The following is a 15,304-nucleotide window of genomic DNA, read 5'->3' as shown; positions in this document are numbered from 1 at the left end:
GGCGAGTCCGCTGACGCTCCGATCCGACAGGAAGGTCCTGTGTATCAACGACTGGATATTTTCTGAACGCGAGCTCTTGGTTGCAGGCAGCTTGGGAGCTGGGCGGATATGCCGTAATCCACGGGTTCGGCGGTGAAGTCTCGCCAACGATTGCGCTCGCCGAGATACTCAAGAGCAGGCGCGCGATCGTTATCGTTAGTGACTACTGCTTCGCGGCATGCGCCAACTATCTGCTTTTTGCATCGGCAGAGGCATTTGTGCCGCGAGATGCCATTGTTGCGTGGACCAATTTAAAAGCAGGGCTGAGTAACGAATGTTTCGGCTTTGCGGAGAAGCCGGGTTCTGACGCACAGCACATTGGTGCTTATCCATGTGTTCCTGGCTCGGTCGATGCCCAAGGCCAGGCACGGGCCGATCTCAAGAGTAAGTTCTACTATTCAAGGGGCTTTCCGGCTGGGTTCAAGGAGCCACCTGAAAGTACCGCGATCAGAAGAATCCTGAAGCGGAAATTTGACGAGACAGGAGTGCCTCCAGCAGACCTCGCTTGGACATGGAATCCGCGATATTCCGCGAGCCTAAAGACGAAGCTGATCTATGAGGCATATCCACACAGTCAGGACGAGGTCGACGCTATCCTGGCCCGACACGGCCTGTCGCAGTCGGTAATCTACGACCCTTAGTCGGTTCATCCTCAACAAGCACGATCCTCTGAGATCGGCATCCAGTCGATGAGAAAGAGCGGTGTGTCCTCGATGCACTCTGCTCTTTTGGCTCGTCGGCATCGCTCCACGCGCGCATCTGGCAAATCTTTGTTTGAAGTTACGTATTGAGGAAGTTCATGACGGCACGGTTCAAAGACGATGCCTATCGAGTGCCCAACTTCGGAACTGATGGTGCGATCCCGAAAGAGTCATGCTCCGGCACTGGCGACCGGGTCCCAGATATCTACGCGATACGGGGATATCCGTGGTGGATGGATCCGTGGTTACCAACTCAACCAGCGCCTGCGCCCTCGCGGCCAAGATTACCCTCGCTGCCGGATATTCCAGACCGCACCGTTGCTTCGTCGTCGCGGATGGCGGCAACCGAAAGCGCGGGAGGTCTTCTTCGTTTGCTTCACGACGTGATGCGAGACAGAACGACGTAGCCACTACCATCATAGCGGAATTCGCGGCGCCGCGCTTTCACGGGTATTGGTCGGCAACGGTTCGCGGCCTGGTCCCGCCGTCGACATCGTTGCGCACCACGTCGCCTCGCACCTATAGGCTGAACACAATCATTGATCTCAGGAGCACCTGATGGGTGGACAATCCTCTTCGACCCAAACACAGCAATCGCAGACCACCCCATGGGCAGCTGCGCAACCGATGCTGCAAGGCATTCTCAACCAGCTAGGTACGGGCCTGAACAACACAGGGCTGACGGCAGCAGAATCCGGCGCGCTCAACACGCTCCAGAGCAATGCTGCATCAGGCGATCCGTACGCGGGGCAGATCGGGGGATACGCGCAATCGCTTTTGAACGGCGGCGGCGCGAATGCGCAGGCCGGAAACGTGCAGGATAATCTTGCCACGTTGCAGCGGCAGCTCATGCCCTATGCTAACGGCAGCATGATCGGAAACAATCCGGCACTGACAGCGCAACTGGCACAAATCCAGAGCGATGTCGGCAACAGCATCAATTCGCAGTTCGCCGCGGCCGGCCGTGACCTCAGCGGAGCCAACCAGATGGCTTATGGGCGCGGGGTCGCTGCGGCCGAGGCGCCCGTGATCGCGGCACAGTACAACCAGGATGTCGCCAACCGGTTTAATGCGGCGAACGCGCTCTACGGAGCCGGCAACACCACTGCGAATACGCTGAGCGGTATGCAGCAGAACTATCTCACCAACCAGGGGCAGGGCGTCACGGCCGCGCAATCCGCGCTCGATGCCCAGAACTATGGCGCCAACGCAACGCTGGCCGAGGAGGCGCAGCGCCGCGGCATTCCGGTGCAAGCGTTGAGCCTGCTCGCACAGATCGGTGTGCCGATCGCGCAACTCGGCCAGCAGAGTAATGGGACGACGAACACCACCCAGCAGATGTCCGGTGCGCAGCAGTTCGGGGCGATTGCTAACGGCATCGGCAGCCTGTTCAAATTCTTGCCGTCCGACATGCGGCTGAAGGAAGACATTGCCGCCGTTGGCGCGCTGTTCGATGGGACGCCCGTCTATGGCTTTCGTTACAAGGGAGCGCCTGCCTACCACATCGGCCTGATGGCGCAGGATGTGGAACGAACCGCGCCGCATGCCGTCCTGGACATCAATGGCTACAAGGCTGTCGATTATCACGCCGCGACGGAAACCTCTCGCAAGCTCGGCGAGGCGCGCTGATGGGATTGCTTGACGACTATTTGAGGTTTGATCCGAGGCTTTTCGATCCGGCTGGAGGATTGTATGGTCGGCTGGTCTCCCTGCAGCCGCAGTTGAGTTTCGACCAGTCCGCCAGGGCTCGCCTTTCCCGGCAGTCCCCGGCGCCGGGAGTTCGGATCTACCGGCAAGCAACCGCGACACAACGCCGCCAGATGGACCGAGTGCAGCTGGGGTGCCTCAAACGCCGTCGAGCTGGCCGCGCGACGATGGGCAGACGCTCAACATGCGTATTGGAGATTACTGGATGCCGCAGTTCGGCCGCGCGGAACCTTCCGCGCCGGTCGCCGTCCCTACATTCGGTGATCGATTGAATGCCGGCTTTCAGAGTTGGGCTCATACCCCGCTAGGCAACCCATTCGCGGCTCTCGCCAACGGCTTGACGGGATTTAACTCCGGCCAGCGTTCGGTCGAGCAGACTGGTCGAACCGCCCCTGCGTTTCCCGACAATCAAGAGGCGCCAACACTGGGGGGTGCACCCGGTCGAAGCCCCGGCGCTTACCTGCGGAGGAGAGGTCTGAACAATGGCCGATGAACCCAGCAACGATCTTACGGGCGCTGCCCATGATTTGGCAGTGGCAGGCTACGAGCCGATGCCAGATCGCAGAGCGGACGAAGAGGAGCCGATCGGCAGCGACAATGCATCGCTTCGCGAGGCCGCAGAGAGGATCTCGGAACAGTCTGAGGACGTGGTTGTCCGGCAGTATCGGGACGCGGAGGGGAAGCCCGCTGCGGCGAACGAAGCGGTAACCTTACGGCGCGCCAGCCGTGATTATGCGGCTGCCGTCGCGGCCGAGAAACTGATCGCCGACGGCGAAGACGCCGAACGATTGGCCGAGCGGGTCGACGCACTGCGCATGGAGGTGCTCGCAAGCGACCCGGAGGCGGCCGAGTTCTACGGCTTCGACCTGCCTGAAACCGGTGTCGCGGAAGCCGGGCGAAGCAACGGCGACGTGAGGACGCAAGATGCCGAAACGGGCGCCAACTTCAACGAAGGGCTCGATCCTGCTCTGGCGAGAGCGCTGGAGCATCCGCAGGTGCGTCAGGCGATCGATGAGGAGATCGCAGAAACGCACAAAGTCCGCCAGGGCTATCTTGATGCCCTTACCGGCGCCACGCAGATCGCGCAGGCGAGCTTCATCAATCAATTTCCCGAGCTCGTCGGCGTTCCGCTCGAGAACTTGCCCGGCGTCCTCGAGCAGATGTCGCGGCACGAGCCGGCCAAATTTGCGCGCGTTCAGAGCGCGATCGCGGCAACGGACCAGCTTCTTGCACAGCATCAGCAGGAGAGCCAACGGCAGGCCGAAGCCGCGTATCACTCCTTTCACGCTCACGCGAAATCAGAGGACGCGCGGTTTGATACGATGTTGAAGGGAGAGCCCGTCGAAACCCAGCGCGCCGTGATGCAGGAGATCATCGCATCGGCCAAGGCGAGTGGACTCGAGGCTTCCGAGTTGACGTATTTGCTCAACACCGAGCCGCTGATGCGCAACGCCACCTTTCAGCGGATGATGTACGACGCGGGAAAATATCGCCTGATGATGAAGGCGAAGGATGCCGTCACCACCAGACCGCTTCCGCCCGTGCAGCGACCGGGCACCGCGGCATCGCGTGGCGAGCGCGAGAACGTGGATCTTCGAGCGCTCAATGCAAAGCTTTCGAGCACTGGCGATATCAAAGATGCGGTAGCGCTTTATCATGCGCGAAGAGGCGCCAGGCGGTGAAGCGCACGACCGCGGTAGGCTCGTCAACCTTGACAATGTTCTCTGTATGTTCTATTCCGATTGTCGGATTTGACGGAATGCCATGCAAGGCGAATTTTCAAATTTGAGCACGACGTTGCCGAGATGGGCAGCCTTGCTGGTCATTGCTACCTTCTGGTTGCTATTCGTTCCCGCCGCACGTGCAGGTGACTACGCAGTTGCTTATGCGCTTGATGTCGGAGGTCGCCAGGAAACCGGCATTGTCGACAAGTGCAATACTGAAGCGACTTGCAATATCGAGTTCAAGACTCAGCTGATCTCGATCAAGCTGTCTTTCTTTGAACGCGACAAGAAGGTCAAGATCGCGATTCACGGCGCGCGACCGGGTTGCTGCTTCTTCTATGGCGGCACGACGTCGGTGTCGCGTGACATTGGTTCTCTGGTCGGCCTTACCGTTTATGAGGGGCACCAGCGCAGGGGAAACGAATTCGTTGTGAATTTCCACATCGGTACCCTGTTCCTGAGATTCGCTCAGGCGGATTAGAGATCGCCGGCTGAGCCGCCGACATTGTTCTTCCAAGCAACTGGCCGCAGGCTCCGAAGATCTGACCTTCCGAGGCATCGGGGTCGCATGCACTGTAAGGGCCAATATGGAGAAACAGGATGGCGGAAATTGAGAGGAAATACCTTGCGCCACTCAATCCGAGGACGGTGATCAACGAGGCGGATCGGCGGCGGGTCTATGACATCGTTCGCGGGCAATTGGCCGATCTTATCGTCGGCGATCAGGCTTATTATCCCGATGGCGTGCAGAAGGATAATCAAGCCCGCGCTGACGCTGTGGATGGCTACATCGATTCGATCGCGGCCTTGCGCGGTCAGATCGATGATCCGTCGGACATTCTGGGCGGACTGCTCTCAGATCTTGGGAAATATGCCGACGCAATCAAGAAGCGCATCGGCCGCGAATCGCCGATCGACCATATCGAGCTTCCTCCGGAATTGACCCCGCAAGCTCCGGACAAGGACTGGCTTTACGTCGATCCTGACCACGGTCCATTCTCTCCGCCAAGCCCACTATCGACAAGTCGAGATCCAAGGGAGACCAAAGTTTCGTTTCGGTTACCCGGCGGTGATGGCGAACTCAGGCGGCGTCCGCAAGGGAGTTCTGGTTCGCAGATGCCGACGAACGGTGGAAGTGCGGATAAGGGCCTCCCGCGTTCGTTAATTTTGAGCGGATTGGTTAGTGGACAACCGATGCGACAGTTGCCGGTTGGCCTCCCGATTTTCTTCCGGTCTTGAGACTGAGGTTCGCAGATGACAGACGATCGAGATTTTCTCGAGCACGCCGAATCCATCACGGAAAAGGCCTGTGGCCAGCCCGCTACCGTTAGCGAGATCGCCGACAACTTTGCCCTTTATGGATTGAGCAAGCGCGTGGCCGCCTTGGACAGGCTCGATGCGGAGCTCGCCGGAGAGATCAATTCCGGCTCGCATAGCCTTCGGCGCCACGTGCGCCTTCAGGAGCTGCGGCGCAAGATGACCGATCTCCATCATGCGTTGCGCAGGGCGAAGCGCTGAAGCGGGCGATGGTCAATCCTGTGTTGGCAACGCTCGCGCAAGCTCGCTTGCGTGCCGCACCAATATTTGTTCGCTGGTGTGAGTTGCACGGCGCGGTTCCGTATCCTGCCGCGCCAGCCGTCGTTGCTCGGTTCGTGGTCGACTGCGCATCCCTCGGCGTCGAACGGCTGTGGCCGGCGGTGCAGGATATCTCGAAACTGCATGTGTCGGCGGGTCTCGCCGATCCCACGCTCGGAGGCCCGGCTGCGGCGGCAATAGCGCATATTGCAGGAATTGAACCGCCGAGATCCTGGCCGGACGACCGCAAGACGCGCTTCCGGTCACTGCCTTACGATGTGCAGATATTCATTGCAGCCCATGAGGCGCGTCGCGACAAGGCGTTGCGGCGCGCCCAGAACGAAGCGGCCGCGGCGCTGAAGCGATTTGAAGCGCTGCAGCGGACGTCCTGCGCACAGCCAGAAAGGACCAGAGATGAAGCCAGCCCGCACGCCACCAATTGAAAGCCGTATCAGTGAACTTCGTGCCGAAATTGAAGCCATCATAGATGCACGTGCGCAGGCTGTCGCCAGGGAAAGCCCCGGCGTGCCCATCGGCGTGATCCGCAACCTTCTGATCGCGCGGGCTCCTGCCTGCCCGTGCGCCCAATATCTCCAGCTCGGTCGCGCGGAATAACGGAGCGGCTACCGCTCATCGACGAGAGCTGGCCTCGCGAAAATTCATCAAGGGAAAGTACCATGACTCTCTACAAATGGTCCCGGGTTGCGGCCTCGGATGCAACCGCTGACAGCTCGATCAATTGGCAGGAGGGACAGGCGCCTTCGAGTGTCAATGACTCCGCGCGCGCGATGATGGCGGCCACAGCAAAGTATCGCGACGATATCGCTGGCGCGATTGTCACGACCGGATCCAGCGCATCTTATGCGCTGTCAAGCTATCAGCAATTCGACAGCTTCACGAACATGAACGGTACGATGATTGCCTTCACGCCGCACGTCACAAACGGCGGAGTAACCGTCATCAACGTCGACGGGCTCGGTAACCGTCCGTTGAGAACTGCGCCCGGCGTCGAATTGCAGGCCGGAGTTATCATCCAGGGTACGCCCTATGCGGCGACTTACAATAACTCTGATGCAGTGTGGTATCTGCACGGCTTCTTTGGCAATCCATACAACGTGCCACTTGCGGCCGGCATGGATTACTGGGCACCTACCGCCCCGAACAGCTCGTTTGTTTTTCCAGTCGGGCAGGCGATCTCGCGCACGACCTATGCGACGTTGTTTGCGCTGGTCGGAACGCTCTATGGAGTGGGCGACGGTTCGACCACGTTCAATCTACCTGACAAGCGAGGACGTACTTCAGTTGCAGCAGATGCTGGCGCCGGCCGTATCTCGGGTGCCACGTTCTCCAGTTTGTCGCCCAACGGAACGGGCGGTTCCGAGACCCAAACCCTTGTTACCGCAAACCTGCCACCCTACACCCCGACGGGTTCGGTATCAGGCGGTATAACTGGCAATGCCTTCGCGAACTTCTTCTCGACTACCACTGGCACTCAGGCAAACGTGTACAGTCCGACTACTGGCACTGCGAGCCCACTTCAGGTAACCGGGACTTTCTCCGGAACGCTGGCGGCTAACCCTCAAGGAGGCACGAGTACGCCATTTTCGAACGTTCAGCCAAGCATTGTCTGCAACTACATCATGCGGATTATTTGATCCGTTGAGGGCATAATGCTTTTGCTCACAATGCTGCCGGGCGTAACGGTGACATTTTTTCCGATCTCCACGCCGCGCAAGATGATCGCACCTGCTCCTATTTGAACGCCATCGCCGATTGTAACCGGGCGATCTGCAAGCTCAACTTGCCGGGGATGCCCGATGGTGAAGATGCTTCTAATTTGTGTGTGTCGTTCTGCGGCGCGTAGCGGGTGCGTGTGATTATCGAAAATATTCACGTTAGGGCCGACTGTGACGTCGTTCCCTATCTTAATTGACACGCCAGACCATATCCGGGCGCCAACATCAATGTAGCAGTTACTTCCTATCTCGATGTCACCACCGTGAGCAAAAACAAACAGTTCACCGCCTACAAATGAATTCTCGCCGATCCTAATGTGTGCGCTGCTTTCGCCTGCGTTGAGAATCCTGGCCCTCCAGCCTAACCTTGCCCCTGGTGCGAGCGTACAAGTAGGGCGTCCAAGAAATGCTCTCGCCAGAAAGCCTAAGTTGGCCTGAACCATTGCCTGATATCGGCCTTGAGGAAGAGCCACGTGGATTTCAGGACAACCTTCCAATACGGAAGAATACGCGGGTCTCGCGCGTAGTGTCGTGTGGTTCGATCAGTGTGCATGTCGCTGCGTTTATCATCACACCCCACTATAGACAATATTTGCAAACGATGTTGCATTGCAGCGTAAGCCGCCTCTGGGCGGCTTTTTCTTTTGGAGATGCTATGACTGACCTCGTTGCCCTAACGGCGGCGAACGCTACCCGCTGGACAAAAGCCAAGTTGACCCGGAATTTCTCCGGTACCGCCAAGAGGCTCGTCGCGCCGACCGCCAAAGCTCGGTATCAGACGGTGTCGGCCAGGACTGGCGTGCCCTGGTTCTTCATCGCGGTCGCCCATGAGCGGGAGGCTTCACAGAACTGGAACACCCAGCTTGGGCAGGGCGACCCGCTCGGAAGCGTCTCTGTCCATGTTCCGAAGGGAAGGGGGCCGTTCAAGGCCTGGGAAGACGGCGCCTTTGACGCGCTGGTCAATTGTGCGCCCTTCGCTGCCCGAAGCAGGGACTGGTCGATCGGTGGCACGCTGACCATGCTCGAGCAATATAACGGGCTCGGCTATGCCGCTCGGGGCAAACCGTCGCCCTACATCTGGTCCGGCACCGATCAGTATGTCTCGGGTAAATATGTTCGGGATGGGGTCTTCGACCCGAGCGTCGTGGATCAGCAACTCGGCTGCGCCGGCTTGTTGGCGGCGATGATGCAACTCGAGCCGACCATCACCTTCACCGGGGCGAAGATTACCCCGGCAGGAACGGCGCCTTCGCCAGCGCCAAAGCCGCCTCCGGGCACTCCATCGATCCACGCTCCCGCCAAAGGCTCCCTCAGAGCCTTTTTTGTTGACCTCTTCAAATCTCTTTTCGGAAGGAAATGACGATGCTCTGGCTGATCCTGACCTTGCCCGGACTGCTTTGCGCGTATTTCATTGTGCTGCGGCCGGTCTTGCACGCGATTCCAGCGCTCAAATCTTTCTACGATGAGGCCGATACGTTCTGGGGCAAGGCCTGGGCGCTGGCCGGACGATCTGCGACGGTGATCTGGGGCCTCTTCCTGACCGGTCTTGGGACCGTCTTCCAGTGGCTTGATCCGATCGCATCTGCCTTCGGCGATCCTGATCTCAAGGCCCAGATCATGGAGGCGCTGAAGAACAACCCTCGATATCTGGCCTACGCCATGATCGGAATCTCGACGATTACGATCGTCGCGCGGCTGCGGTCGGTAGGAAAGAACTGATCCATGTGGATGGCTATTCTTTCATTCCTTGGTGGTCCCGTCATCAAGGGCCTGATCGATGCGTACCAGGCCAAGCTGAAGGCTGGAAACATTGAGAGCAGGATCGCGGCCGATCTCGCTGCAAACGAGATCGCAGCCCAGACGGCCGAGGCGCAGGCGCAGAATCAACTCAAGCTCGCCGAGATCGGTCATCCCTGGGAGCCAGAGAAGTTGGCGTTCTATGTCACTCTTACTTTTTACGCGAAGTGCGTCGTGTGGGACAAGGTTTTCGGTCTTGGGACGACGCCGCAGCTCGCGGGAGACGTAAGCACCTGGGCTGGCATGATCATGGGCTTCTATTTTGGAAAGCGCACGTTCGAGAATGTCGCACGCATCATTCGACGGTGACCGCATGCACGAAGCTGATGTCAAAGCGATCGTGATGGAAACGTTGATTGAGCAAGATAGGGTACGGCGAAGCGATATCGACGCGGTGGTGGTCAAAACTATTGCGACTGTTTTGACTTCATTCGGCTTTGAAGAGGGGGACCGACGCGAGCTGCGCGCCGATTTTCAGCACCTCCGGCGCTGGCGACGAAGTGTCGAGCAGGCACAAAACTATACATTCAAGGCGGTGATCACTGTGCTTGCCACGGGTTTTCTCGGAGCCGTTTGGTTGGGCATCAAGGCCACGCTCGGAAAATGACTCGCAGAGCGCGGAGCGGATTGATGCCCTTGGACATAGATCTGGGCGCCTTGGCGGACAACAGAATTATTGAGGCGCAGAAATGTATCGGATACGCGAGGTCGAAGCCCAGGACGAAGCGGTGGCGGACTCGCTCGCCGAGCTTCATCAGCTGATATTCTGCGACGGGACCCGTGTACCGGACTTCGAGCAAGGATATTGGTGGATTGCGTTCCGTGGCGCGAAGCCAATCGCATTCGCGGGTGTCGTTCCTTCAACCCATGTTACAAATGCTGGATATCTGTGCCGCGTTGGCGTCGTGATGCCGCACTGCGGCCACGGCCTGCAGGTGCGGCTTACTCGCGCGTTGGAAGCACGAGCGCGCCGTGCCGGCTGGAAGGCGATCGTTTCTGATACCACCGACAACATCTTCTCGGCCAATAATTTTATCCGGCAGGGGTATCGGCTCTTCGAACCTGGCTCGCCCTGGGCATGGCAGCACACGCTGTATTGGCGGAAAGAGCTCGTCTAGATCCTGCGACGTGGTTCGGGTCGTTGCGAACAATCGATGACGTGGAGCGCCCGGTGGCTTCGGTCACCGGGCTTTTTTGCGTTTCTGGCCATGGGTAACCCCCTTTGGCAAGCCGCGGTCGTAGCCGGCATCGAATCTTGGGCGTGGGGATGCTAGAATGGGCATGTGCAGTGCGAACGAAGCATCGCTGGAAGCGTTTCCTAAAATGGGCGCCCGGCGGCAGTCGTGGGATCCTGAGCCTTGAATTGGCGGAATGCAGGCTTGCGCGTCTTGATCTCTGGTGATCGATCGATAAACTGAGTTGACGGCTCGATCGCACGCGCAAATCTCTTGGAGATCGAACGAAGGAAGAGACCATGGTTGAGGTTGGCCGCGGGCTCGATACGAAGGCACAGTCAGGCTCGGATATGGATCGTTATTCGATCATGGTCGCACGAGCCAGGGCGCTAGTTCCGGCTTTGCGCGAACGGGCATCGCGGACCGAAGAGCTGCGCAGATTGCCGTCGGAGACCGAGCGGGATCTACTTGACAGCGGCCTTTTCCGGATACTGCAGCCCAAGCGCGTCGGAGGCAGCGAGCTCGACTATGTTGCGCTGGTCGACTGCGCCGATGCCCTCGGGCAGGGAGATGCCTCGGTCTCCTGGAATTTTGCCAACCTTGCAAGTCACCACTGGATGCTGGCTATGTTCGCGCCCGAAGCGCAGAGCGCGGTGTGGGAAGAGGATCCGGATGCGTTGATCGCGTCTTCCTTTGTCTTCCCGGCGGGTCGCGCGAGGAAGGCCGGCGGCGGATATGTTCTGAGTGGTCATTGGCCGTTTTCGTCCGGGGTGGAATCCTGCGGATGGAACATGCTCGCGAGCGTGGTCGCCTCGGATGATGAGGCCGATGGTGTCGAGTATCGGCTATTCCTGTTGAACAGGCGAGACTACAGCATCGACGACACTTGGAATGCGGCTGGCTTGCGCGGAACGGGATCGAACGACGTGCGGGTCACCGACGCATTCGTTGCCGAGCATATGACCGTTGCCGTCAGCGATCTTGCGGGAGGTGCGACGCCGGGCAGTATCGTCAATCCAAATGCGCTCTACATGCTTCCGGTCTTTTCGTTGTTTCCCTATGTGTTGTCCGGGGTTGGTTTGGGAAATGCGCAGGCTTGCCTTGATGACTATGTCGAGATCGCGCGACACCGCGCTTCGACATATAACCGGGCCAAGATCGGGGACCTGCAAAGCACACAGATCAAGATTGCCGAGGCGTCGGCGAAGATAGATGCCGCGCGGCTGATCATGCGCACGAACTGCGTTGAGGCACTTGCGGAGGTCCGGCGTGGCGATATCCCGGGCATTGCAGCGAAGACGAAGCTTCGGCGCGACGGTGCGTTCGCGGTCAATTTGTGCACCGAGGCGGTGTCTCTTCTATTTGCGGCGGGCGGCGCACGCAGCCTGTTCACCTCGGGAGCGTTGCAGCGCCAATTCCGCGACGCGCATGCGGTGAATTCGCATCTCGCGTTCAATTTCGACGCGGCGGGCACCAATTACGGGCGGGTGGCTCTGGGGCTGCCGTCTGAAAACCTGACGCTTTGAGGTTAGCCGGATGTCCGACTCACCCAAACATCCGCTGGATCCCGCCAGTGAGCTCGCAAGCGATAGTTCGGCGATCGACCCCCGTGATTTCCGCAATGCGCTCGGTACGTTCGCAACAGGTGTGACGATAGTCACCGCGATGTCGGCTGAAGGACGGCCCTATGGAATTACTTGCAATTCCTTTGCATCGGTGTCGCTCAACCCGCCACTGGTGTTGTGGAGCTTGGGCATGTTTTCGCAGGGACTGCCGATCTTCCAGAATGCCAGCCATTTTACGGTCAACGTTCTAGACGCGTCGCAACAGGCGCTGGCGATGCAGTTTGCCAGATCGTCGGGGGACAAGTTCGCGGGTGTGAGCTGGACGCCGGGTCTCGGGAATGCTCCCGTGCTTGCTGATGTGGTCGCGAATTTCCAATGCCGTGCCGCCAACCGCTACTATGGCGGGGATCACGTCATTTTCCTAGGCGCGGTGGAAGCCTACGCCTATAACCGGAACAGTCCGCTGTTGTTCGCGCGCGGAGGTTTTGGCCGGTTTTTGGCTGACGGTGGTGGCAAGACATCATGAATCGAAAGACGCCCGTCAAGCGTGTTCGTGCCAAGCAGAGGCGACTATCAGCTGTCGATCGTCGCAGTGAATTCGTTACCAAGGCAACCGAGCTATTTGCGGAGGAGGGATTTGGCGGCGGCACGCGCGCCCTTGCTCACAAGCTCGGCGTGACGCAGCCGCTGCTTTACCGCTATTTTCCGAGCAAGGACGATCTCATCAAGGAGGTCTACCGCAAGGTATATCTCGAACCACTTGAAATAGGCTGGGAGAAGGTGCTCTCGGATCGGTCACGTCCGCTCCGCGTGCGGCTCCAGGAGTTTTACGAAATCTATACCGACGCGATCTTCAACCGAAGATGGCTCCGAATCTATCTCTACTCCGGCCTGAAGGGCCTCGATATCAATCGCTGGTATGTTGGCATGGTCAAGGACAAGATCCTGACGCGCATTCTCCGGGAATGCCGCCACGACGCCGGCCTCGCGACACAGGGCAGGCCCAGCGCAGAAGAACTCGAGCTGGCCTGGGTGTTTCACGGCGGCATTTTCTATTATGGCGTACGCAAGTACATCTACGAAGCGCCTGTCCTCGAGGACAAGGCGCAGATGATCAGTGACGCGCTGGATATCTTCCTCGCAGGATTTGAGAGAATGGCGGAGAGCGCGACCGATCGTCGACGGGCGCCGATCAAGGTCGCCGGCTGAGCGCGCTACATTGTCGCCATCTGACCCCGATACCAATCCCCGATCTCGCTTGCCGTCATGAGGGCGACGCCGTCATGGCCGATGACGTAATCGAGCAGGGCCTCCAGGTACTTGATACGGTGCGGCACGCCCGTGACGTAGGGATGCACCGAGATGGCCATGATCCGCGCATTCTCTGCGCCCTCAAGGTACAGCCGATCGAATTGGTCAGTGCAGCGCGTCAGGAACTGTTCCGACGGAAGGTGTTGCAGCGCGTGAATGACGATGTCGTTGGTCTCGACCGAATAGGGAATCGTCGTCACGGTGCCGTGCGGCGTGGCGATGTCCTGGGGGAGATCGTCGATCACCCAATCGGCCACGTATTCGATCCCGTTGAGGCGCAGGAGATCGAGCGTGTCTTCGGTTTCGGTCAGGCCCGGGCTTTCCCATGATCGCGGCGGCTTGCCACTAAATCCAGCAATCGTGTCGACCGCGCGCTTGATTGCATCCGCCTGGTTCTCGACCTTGTGCATCGGGCCCTGAACAAACCCGTGTCCCATGAATTCGAAGCCCGCCTCGCGCGCCGCCGACGCCACACGCGGATAGCTGTTGCAGACGTTGGCGTTCGCAGCCAGCGTCACCGGTATCTTTCGATCGGTCAGAGCTTTGAACTGCCGCCAGAAGCCGGTGCGCATGCCGTATTCATGCCACGACCAGTTCGGCACGTCGGGCAGCAGGGGCTGGCCCATCGGTGGGCTCAGCACGGTGCGTGGCATTGCATTCTCGATGCGCCATTCCTCGACATTGAGGATAACCCACACGGCGAGCTTCTTGCCGTCGGGCAGTGTCAGTTTCGGTCGGTCGACCTGCGCCTGGTACGGAATGCGATCAGTAAAGGCCATGTCGAACCTCCTTCACGTCGATGATCCGGCAGCGGTGGCATTGATCCGCGGCAGGACCTTCTCGGCCATCAGGATCATCGATTGACGGCCAAGCTCCCGATCTTTCCAGTCCTTGCCGGCATAAAGCAGGGTTCCGAAGGTGCCAATCTCTTCCTGGAACGCCAGCAACTGGTCAGCCACACTTTCGGGCGTGCCGTAGATGATCAATTTGTCGCAGATCGATTCCAGTGTGACCTCAGCGTCAGGTTGATCCCGTCGTGTCTTGAACAACTCGAGCCGGCCACTGCGCTTCAGCTTCGTGAACAACTGGTGATAATAGTACACGTACGGACTGTCGGGCGACGTGGTATACGCCTTCGCGGTTGCTGCATCCTTTGCCACGAACACGCTCTTGGCGACGCGCCAATTGGCGGGCTCGGGTGCCCGGTTCACGCGCGCACAACCCTCAACATATTTCGGCCAGTGGCTCTTCACCCAGGCCGGCATCAGGAAGTTTGCCGAGATCGGATCCCAGCCGCGCGCCGCCGCCTCCGTGACGCCTTTTGAGAATGGCGCCACCGCGGTTACCACGATTGGCGGGTGAGGAGCCTGCAAAGGGCGAGCGACGATTCCCTGGCCAATGTCCTCGATCAGGGTCCGTTTGACCGAGACATTCCAATATTTGCCCTGCAAATCATAGGGCGGTTTGCCAGCCCAGATATCAAGAACCTGATTGATGGCTTCGAGGAACATGGCATTGCGGTCGGCATCGAGATTGCCAAAAACCTCCGCGTCGGACAGCAATCCACCCGGGCTGATTCCAAGGATGAAACGGCCATCAAGCATGTGATCAAGCATGGCGACAGACGCTGCGATGGCTGCCGGATGCGTGTTTGGCATGTTGATGGTGCCGGTTCCAAGCTTGATGTGCTTGGTTGCGGCTGCGAGCCAGGCAATGAAGGCGATGCTGGAGGTGATGTTCTCGGCCTTGTCGGTGACGTGCTCGCCGACATACGCCTCGGTGAAGCCGAGCTCGTCCGCGAGCAGAAAGGCCTCGCGATCCTCCCGGAGCGATTGCCGCCAATCCTTGTCGAGAGGATGGATCGGCATCGTAAAAAAACCGAGCTTCATGATCCGCCTCCCCGCGATTTGAACTTTAGTTGGCAAGGAACCTGCGGCCTTCCCGAGGCGAAGACAAGCCCCGCCGCACAAATAA

20 protein-coding genes are annotated in these 15,304 nt (G+C 59.1%); 17 read left to right on the top strand and 3 right to left on the bottom strand.

Annotated features, from left to right (window positions below):
* Nucleotides 1-80 precede the first annotated feature (80 nt).
* From QA639_RS29965 to QA639_RS29925, 9 genes are all read left to right on the top strand, one after another.
* Nucleotides 81-680: a hypothetical protein gene (locus tag QA639_RS29965; RefSeq protein ID WP_283087905.1), complete on the top strand. Its 600-nt coding sequence runs from the start codon at nucleotides 81-83 to the stop codon at nucleotides 678-680.
* Between the two features lie 618 nt (nucleotides 681-1,298).
* Nucleotides 1,299-2,369 carry a tail fiber domain-containing protein gene (locus QA639_RS29960; RefSeq protein ID WP_283087904.1) on the top strand — a complete coding sequence of 357 codons (1,071 nt, stop codon included), beginning with the start codon at nucleotides 1,299-1,301 and terminating at the stop codon, nucleotides 2,367-2,369.
* A 560-nt stretch (nucleotides 2,370-2,929) separates the two neighbouring features.
* A complete protein-coding gene (locus tag QA639_RS29955; RefSeq protein ID WP_283087903.1) occupies nucleotides 2,930-4,129 on the top strand; it encodes a hypothetical protein in 1,200 nt (399 codons plus the stop codon).
* An 82-nt stretch (nucleotides 4,130-4,211) separates the two neighbouring features.
* Nucleotides 4,212-4,652 (top strand): hypothetical protein, encoded by a 441-nt coding sequence (locus QA639_RS29950; RefSeq protein WP_283087902.1) that lies wholly within the window; start codon nucleotides 4,212-4,214, stop codon nucleotides 4,650-4,652.
* 119 nt (nucleotides 4,653-4,771) lie between these two features.
* Nucleotides 4,772-5,410 carry a hypothetical protein gene (locus QA639_RS29945; protein ID WP_283087901.1) on the top strand — a complete coding sequence of 213 codons (639 nt, stop codon included), beginning with the start codon at nucleotides 4,772-4,774 and terminating at the stop codon, nucleotides 5,408-5,410.
* Nucleotides 5,411-5,425: 15 nt separating this feature from the next.
* The gene (locus QA639_RS29940) at nucleotides 5,426-5,689 is read left to right on the top strand and encodes a hypothetical protein (RefSeq protein WP_283087900.1); all 264 of its coding nucleotides are present in this window, start codon (nucleotides 5,426-5,428) and stop codon (nucleotides 5,687-5,689) included.
* A gap of 8 nt (nucleotides 5,690-5,697) precedes the next feature.
* Nucleotides 5,698-6,189 (top strand): hypothetical protein, encoded by a 492-nt coding sequence (locus tag QA639_RS29935; RefSeq protein WP_283087899.1) that lies wholly within the window; start codon nucleotides 5,698-5,700, stop codon nucleotides 6,187-6,189.
* Complete coding sequence (locus QA639_RS29930; RefSeq protein ID WP_283070018.1) at nucleotides 6,161-6,361, top strand: hypothetical protein; 201 nt, start codon at nucleotides 6,161-6,163, stop codon at nucleotides 6,359-6,361. The genes QA639_RS29935 and QA639_RS29930 overlap by 29 nt, the downstream gene beginning before the upstream one ends.
* Before the next feature lie 62 nt (nucleotides 6,362-6,423).
* On the top strand, nucleotides 6,424-7,401 hold the full coding sequence (locus QA639_RS29925) for a phage tail protein (protein WP_283087898.1): 978 nt from the start codon (nucleotides 6,424-6,426) through the stop codon (nucleotides 7,399-7,401).
* On the opposite strand, the gene QA639_RS29920 is transcribed toward QA639_RS29925, so the two are convergent.
* Entirely contained in the window at nucleotides 7,380-7,925 is a 546-nt protein-coding gene (locus QA639_RS29920; RefSeq protein WP_082190517.1) for an acyltransferase, read from the bottom strand. The genes QA639_RS29925 and QA639_RS29920 overlap by 22 nt on opposite strands.
* A gap of 212 nt (nucleotides 7,926-8,137) precedes the next feature.
* Here QA639_RS29920 and QA639_RS29915 point away from each other — a divergent pair, with 212 nt between their 5' ends.
* From QA639_RS29915 to QA639_RS29880, 8 genes are all read left to right on the top strand, one after another.
* Nucleotides 8,138-8,842, top strand: coding sequence for a hypothetical protein (locus tag QA639_RS29915; protein WP_283087897.1), 705 nt, complete (start codon nucleotides 8,138-8,140; stop codon nucleotides 8,840-8,842).
* Between the two features lie 2 nt (nucleotides 8,843-8,844).
* Nucleotides 8,845-9,201 carry a hypothetical protein gene (locus QA639_RS29910; RefSeq protein ID WP_283087896.1) on the top strand — a complete coding sequence of 119 codons (357 nt, stop codon included), beginning with the start codon at nucleotides 8,845-8,847 and terminating at the stop codon, nucleotides 9,199-9,201.
* Between the two features lie 3 nt (nucleotides 9,202-9,204).
* Nucleotides 9,205-9,588, top strand: a complete 384-nt coding sequence (locus QA639_RS29905; protein ID WP_283087895.1) for a hypothetical protein — start codon at nucleotides 9,205-9,207, stop codon at nucleotides 9,586-9,588.
* A gap of 4 nt (nucleotides 9,589-9,592) precedes the next feature.
* The gene (locus QA639_RS29900) at nucleotides 9,593-9,886 is read left to right on the top strand and encodes a hypothetical protein (RefSeq protein WP_283087894.1); all 294 of its coding nucleotides are present in this window, start codon (nucleotides 9,593-9,595) and stop codon (nucleotides 9,884-9,886) included.
* A gap of 82 nt (nucleotides 9,887-9,968) precedes the next feature.
* Nucleotides 9,969-10,397, top strand: a complete 429-nt coding sequence (locus tag QA639_RS29895) for a GNAT family N-acetyltransferase (protein ID WP_283087893.1) — start codon at nucleotides 9,969-9,971, stop codon at nucleotides 10,395-10,397.
* Nucleotides 10,398-10,804: 407 nt separating this feature from the next.
* The gene (locus QA639_RS29890; protein WP_152977491.1) at nucleotides 10,805-11,980 is read left to right on the top strand and encodes an acyl-CoA dehydrogenase family protein; all 1,176 of its coding nucleotides are present in this window, start codon (nucleotides 10,805-10,807) and stop codon (nucleotides 11,978-11,980) included.
* Nucleotides 11,981-11,990: 10 nt separating this feature from the next.
* Nucleotides 11,991-12,545 (top strand): flavin reductase family protein, encoded by a 555-nt coding sequence (locus QA639_RS29885; RefSeq protein WP_050383856.1) that lies wholly within the window; start codon nucleotides 11,991-11,993, stop codon nucleotides 12,543-12,545.
* A complete protein-coding gene (locus QA639_RS29880) occupies nucleotides 12,542-13,228 on the top strand; it encodes a TetR/AcrR family transcriptional regulator (RefSeq protein ID WP_028336872.1) in 687 nt (228 codons plus the stop codon). Before QA639_RS29885 ends, QA639_RS29880 begins: the two co-directional genes overlap by 4 nt.
* Nucleotides 13,229-13,233: 5 nt before the next feature.
* Here QA639_RS29880 and QA639_RS29875 read toward each other — a convergent pair whose 3' ends face one another.
* Both QA639_RS29875 and QA639_RS29870 read right to left on the bottom strand, forming a co-directional pair.
* The gene (locus QA639_RS29875) at nucleotides 13,234-14,109 is read right to left on the bottom strand and encodes a polysaccharide deacetylase family protein (protein WP_283087892.1); all 876 of its coding nucleotides are present in this window, start codon (nucleotides 14,107-14,109) and stop codon (nucleotides 13,234-13,236) included.
* 12 nt (nucleotides 14,110-14,121) lie between these two features.
* Nucleotides 14,122-15,219 (bottom strand): LLM class flavin-dependent oxidoreductase, encoded by a 1,098-nt coding sequence (locus QA639_RS29870; RefSeq protein ID WP_050383854.1) that lies wholly within the window; start codon nucleotides 15,217-15,219, stop codon nucleotides 14,122-14,124.
* Nucleotides 15,220-15,304: the final 85 nt, after the last annotated feature.

The sequence above is a fragment of the Bradyrhizobium pachyrhizi genome (assembly GCF_029714545.1).
Lineage (GTDB): Bacteria > Pseudomonadota > Alphaproteobacteria > Rhizobiales > Xanthobacteraceae > Bradyrhizobium > Bradyrhizobium pachyrhizi.
Note: the sequence above shows the minus strand (reverse complement) of the source record. Positions and strands in the feature narration are given on the sequence as shown.

Coding starts and splice junctions, on each gene's coding strand:
- QA639_RS29955 (WP_283087903.1), top strand. CDS start 2,930: ATGGCCGATGAACCCAGCAACGATCTTACGGGCGCTGCCCATGATTTG.
- QA639_RS29895 (WP_283087893.1), top strand. CDS start 9,969: ATGTATCGGATACGCGAGGTCGAAGCCCAGGACGAAGCGGTGGCGGAC.
- QA639_RS29930 (WP_283070018.1), top strand. CDS start 6,161: ATGAAGCCAGCCCGCACGCCACCAATTGAAAGCCGTATCAGTGAACTT.
- QA639_RS29915 (WP_283087897.1), top strand. CDS start 8,138: ATGACTGACCTCGTTGCCCTAACGGCGGCGAACGCTACCCGCTGGACA.
- QA639_RS29875 (WP_283087892.1), bottom strand. CDS start 14,109: ATGGCCTTTACTGATCGCATTCCGTACCAGGCGCAGGTCGACCGACCG.
- QA639_RS29935 (WP_283087899.1), top strand. CDS start 5,698: ATGGTCAATCCTGTGTTGGCAACGCTCGCGCAAGCTCGCTTGCGTGCC.
- QA639_RS29920 (WP_082190517.1), bottom strand. CDS start 7,925: ATGGTTCAGGCCAACTTAGGCTTTCTGGCGAGAGCATTTCTTGGACGC.
- QA639_RS29960 (WP_283087904.1), top strand. CDS start 1,299: ATGGGTGGACAATCCTCTTCGACCCAAACACAGCAATCGCAGACCACC.
- QA639_RS29945 (WP_283087901.1), top strand. CDS start 4,772: ATGGCGGAAATTGAGAGGAAATACCTTGCGCCACTCAATCCGAGGACG.
- QA639_RS29900 (WP_283087894.1), top strand. CDS start 9,593: ATGCACGAAGCTGATGTCAAAGCGATCGTGATGGAAACGTTGATTGAG.
- QA639_RS29925 (WP_283087898.1), top strand. CDS start 6,424: ATGACTCTCTACAAATGGTCCCGGGTTGCGGCCTCGGATGCAACCGCT.
- QA639_RS29940 (WP_283087900.1), top strand. CDS start 5,426: ATGACAGACGATCGAGATTTTCTCGAGCACGCCGAATCCATCACGGAA.
- QA639_RS29870 (WP_050383854.1), bottom strand. CDS start 15,219: ATGAAGCTCGGTTTTTTTACGATGCCGATCCATCCTCTCGACAAGGAT.
- QA639_RS29880 (WP_028336872.1), top strand. CDS start 12,542: ATGAATCGAAAGACGCCCGTCAAGCGTGTTCGTGCCAAGCAGAGGCGA.
- QA639_RS29885 (WP_050383856.1), top strand. CDS start 11,991: ATGTCCGACTCACCCAAACATCCGCTGGATCCCGCCAGTGAGCTCGCA.
- QA639_RS29910 (WP_283087896.1), top strand. CDS start 8,845: ATGCTCTGGCTGATCCTGACCTTGCCCGGACTGCTTTGCGCGTATTTC.
- QA639_RS29950 (WP_283087902.1), top strand. CDS start 4,212: ATGCAAGGCGAATTTTCAAATTTGAGCACGACGTTGCCGAGATGGGCA.
- QA639_RS29890 (WP_152977491.1), top strand. CDS start 10,805: ATGGATCGTTATTCGATCATGGTCGCACGAGCCAGGGCGCTAGTTCCG.
- QA639_RS29905 (WP_283087895.1), top strand. CDS start 9,205: ATGTGGATGGCTATTCTTTCATTCCTTGGTGGTCCCGTCATCAAGGGC.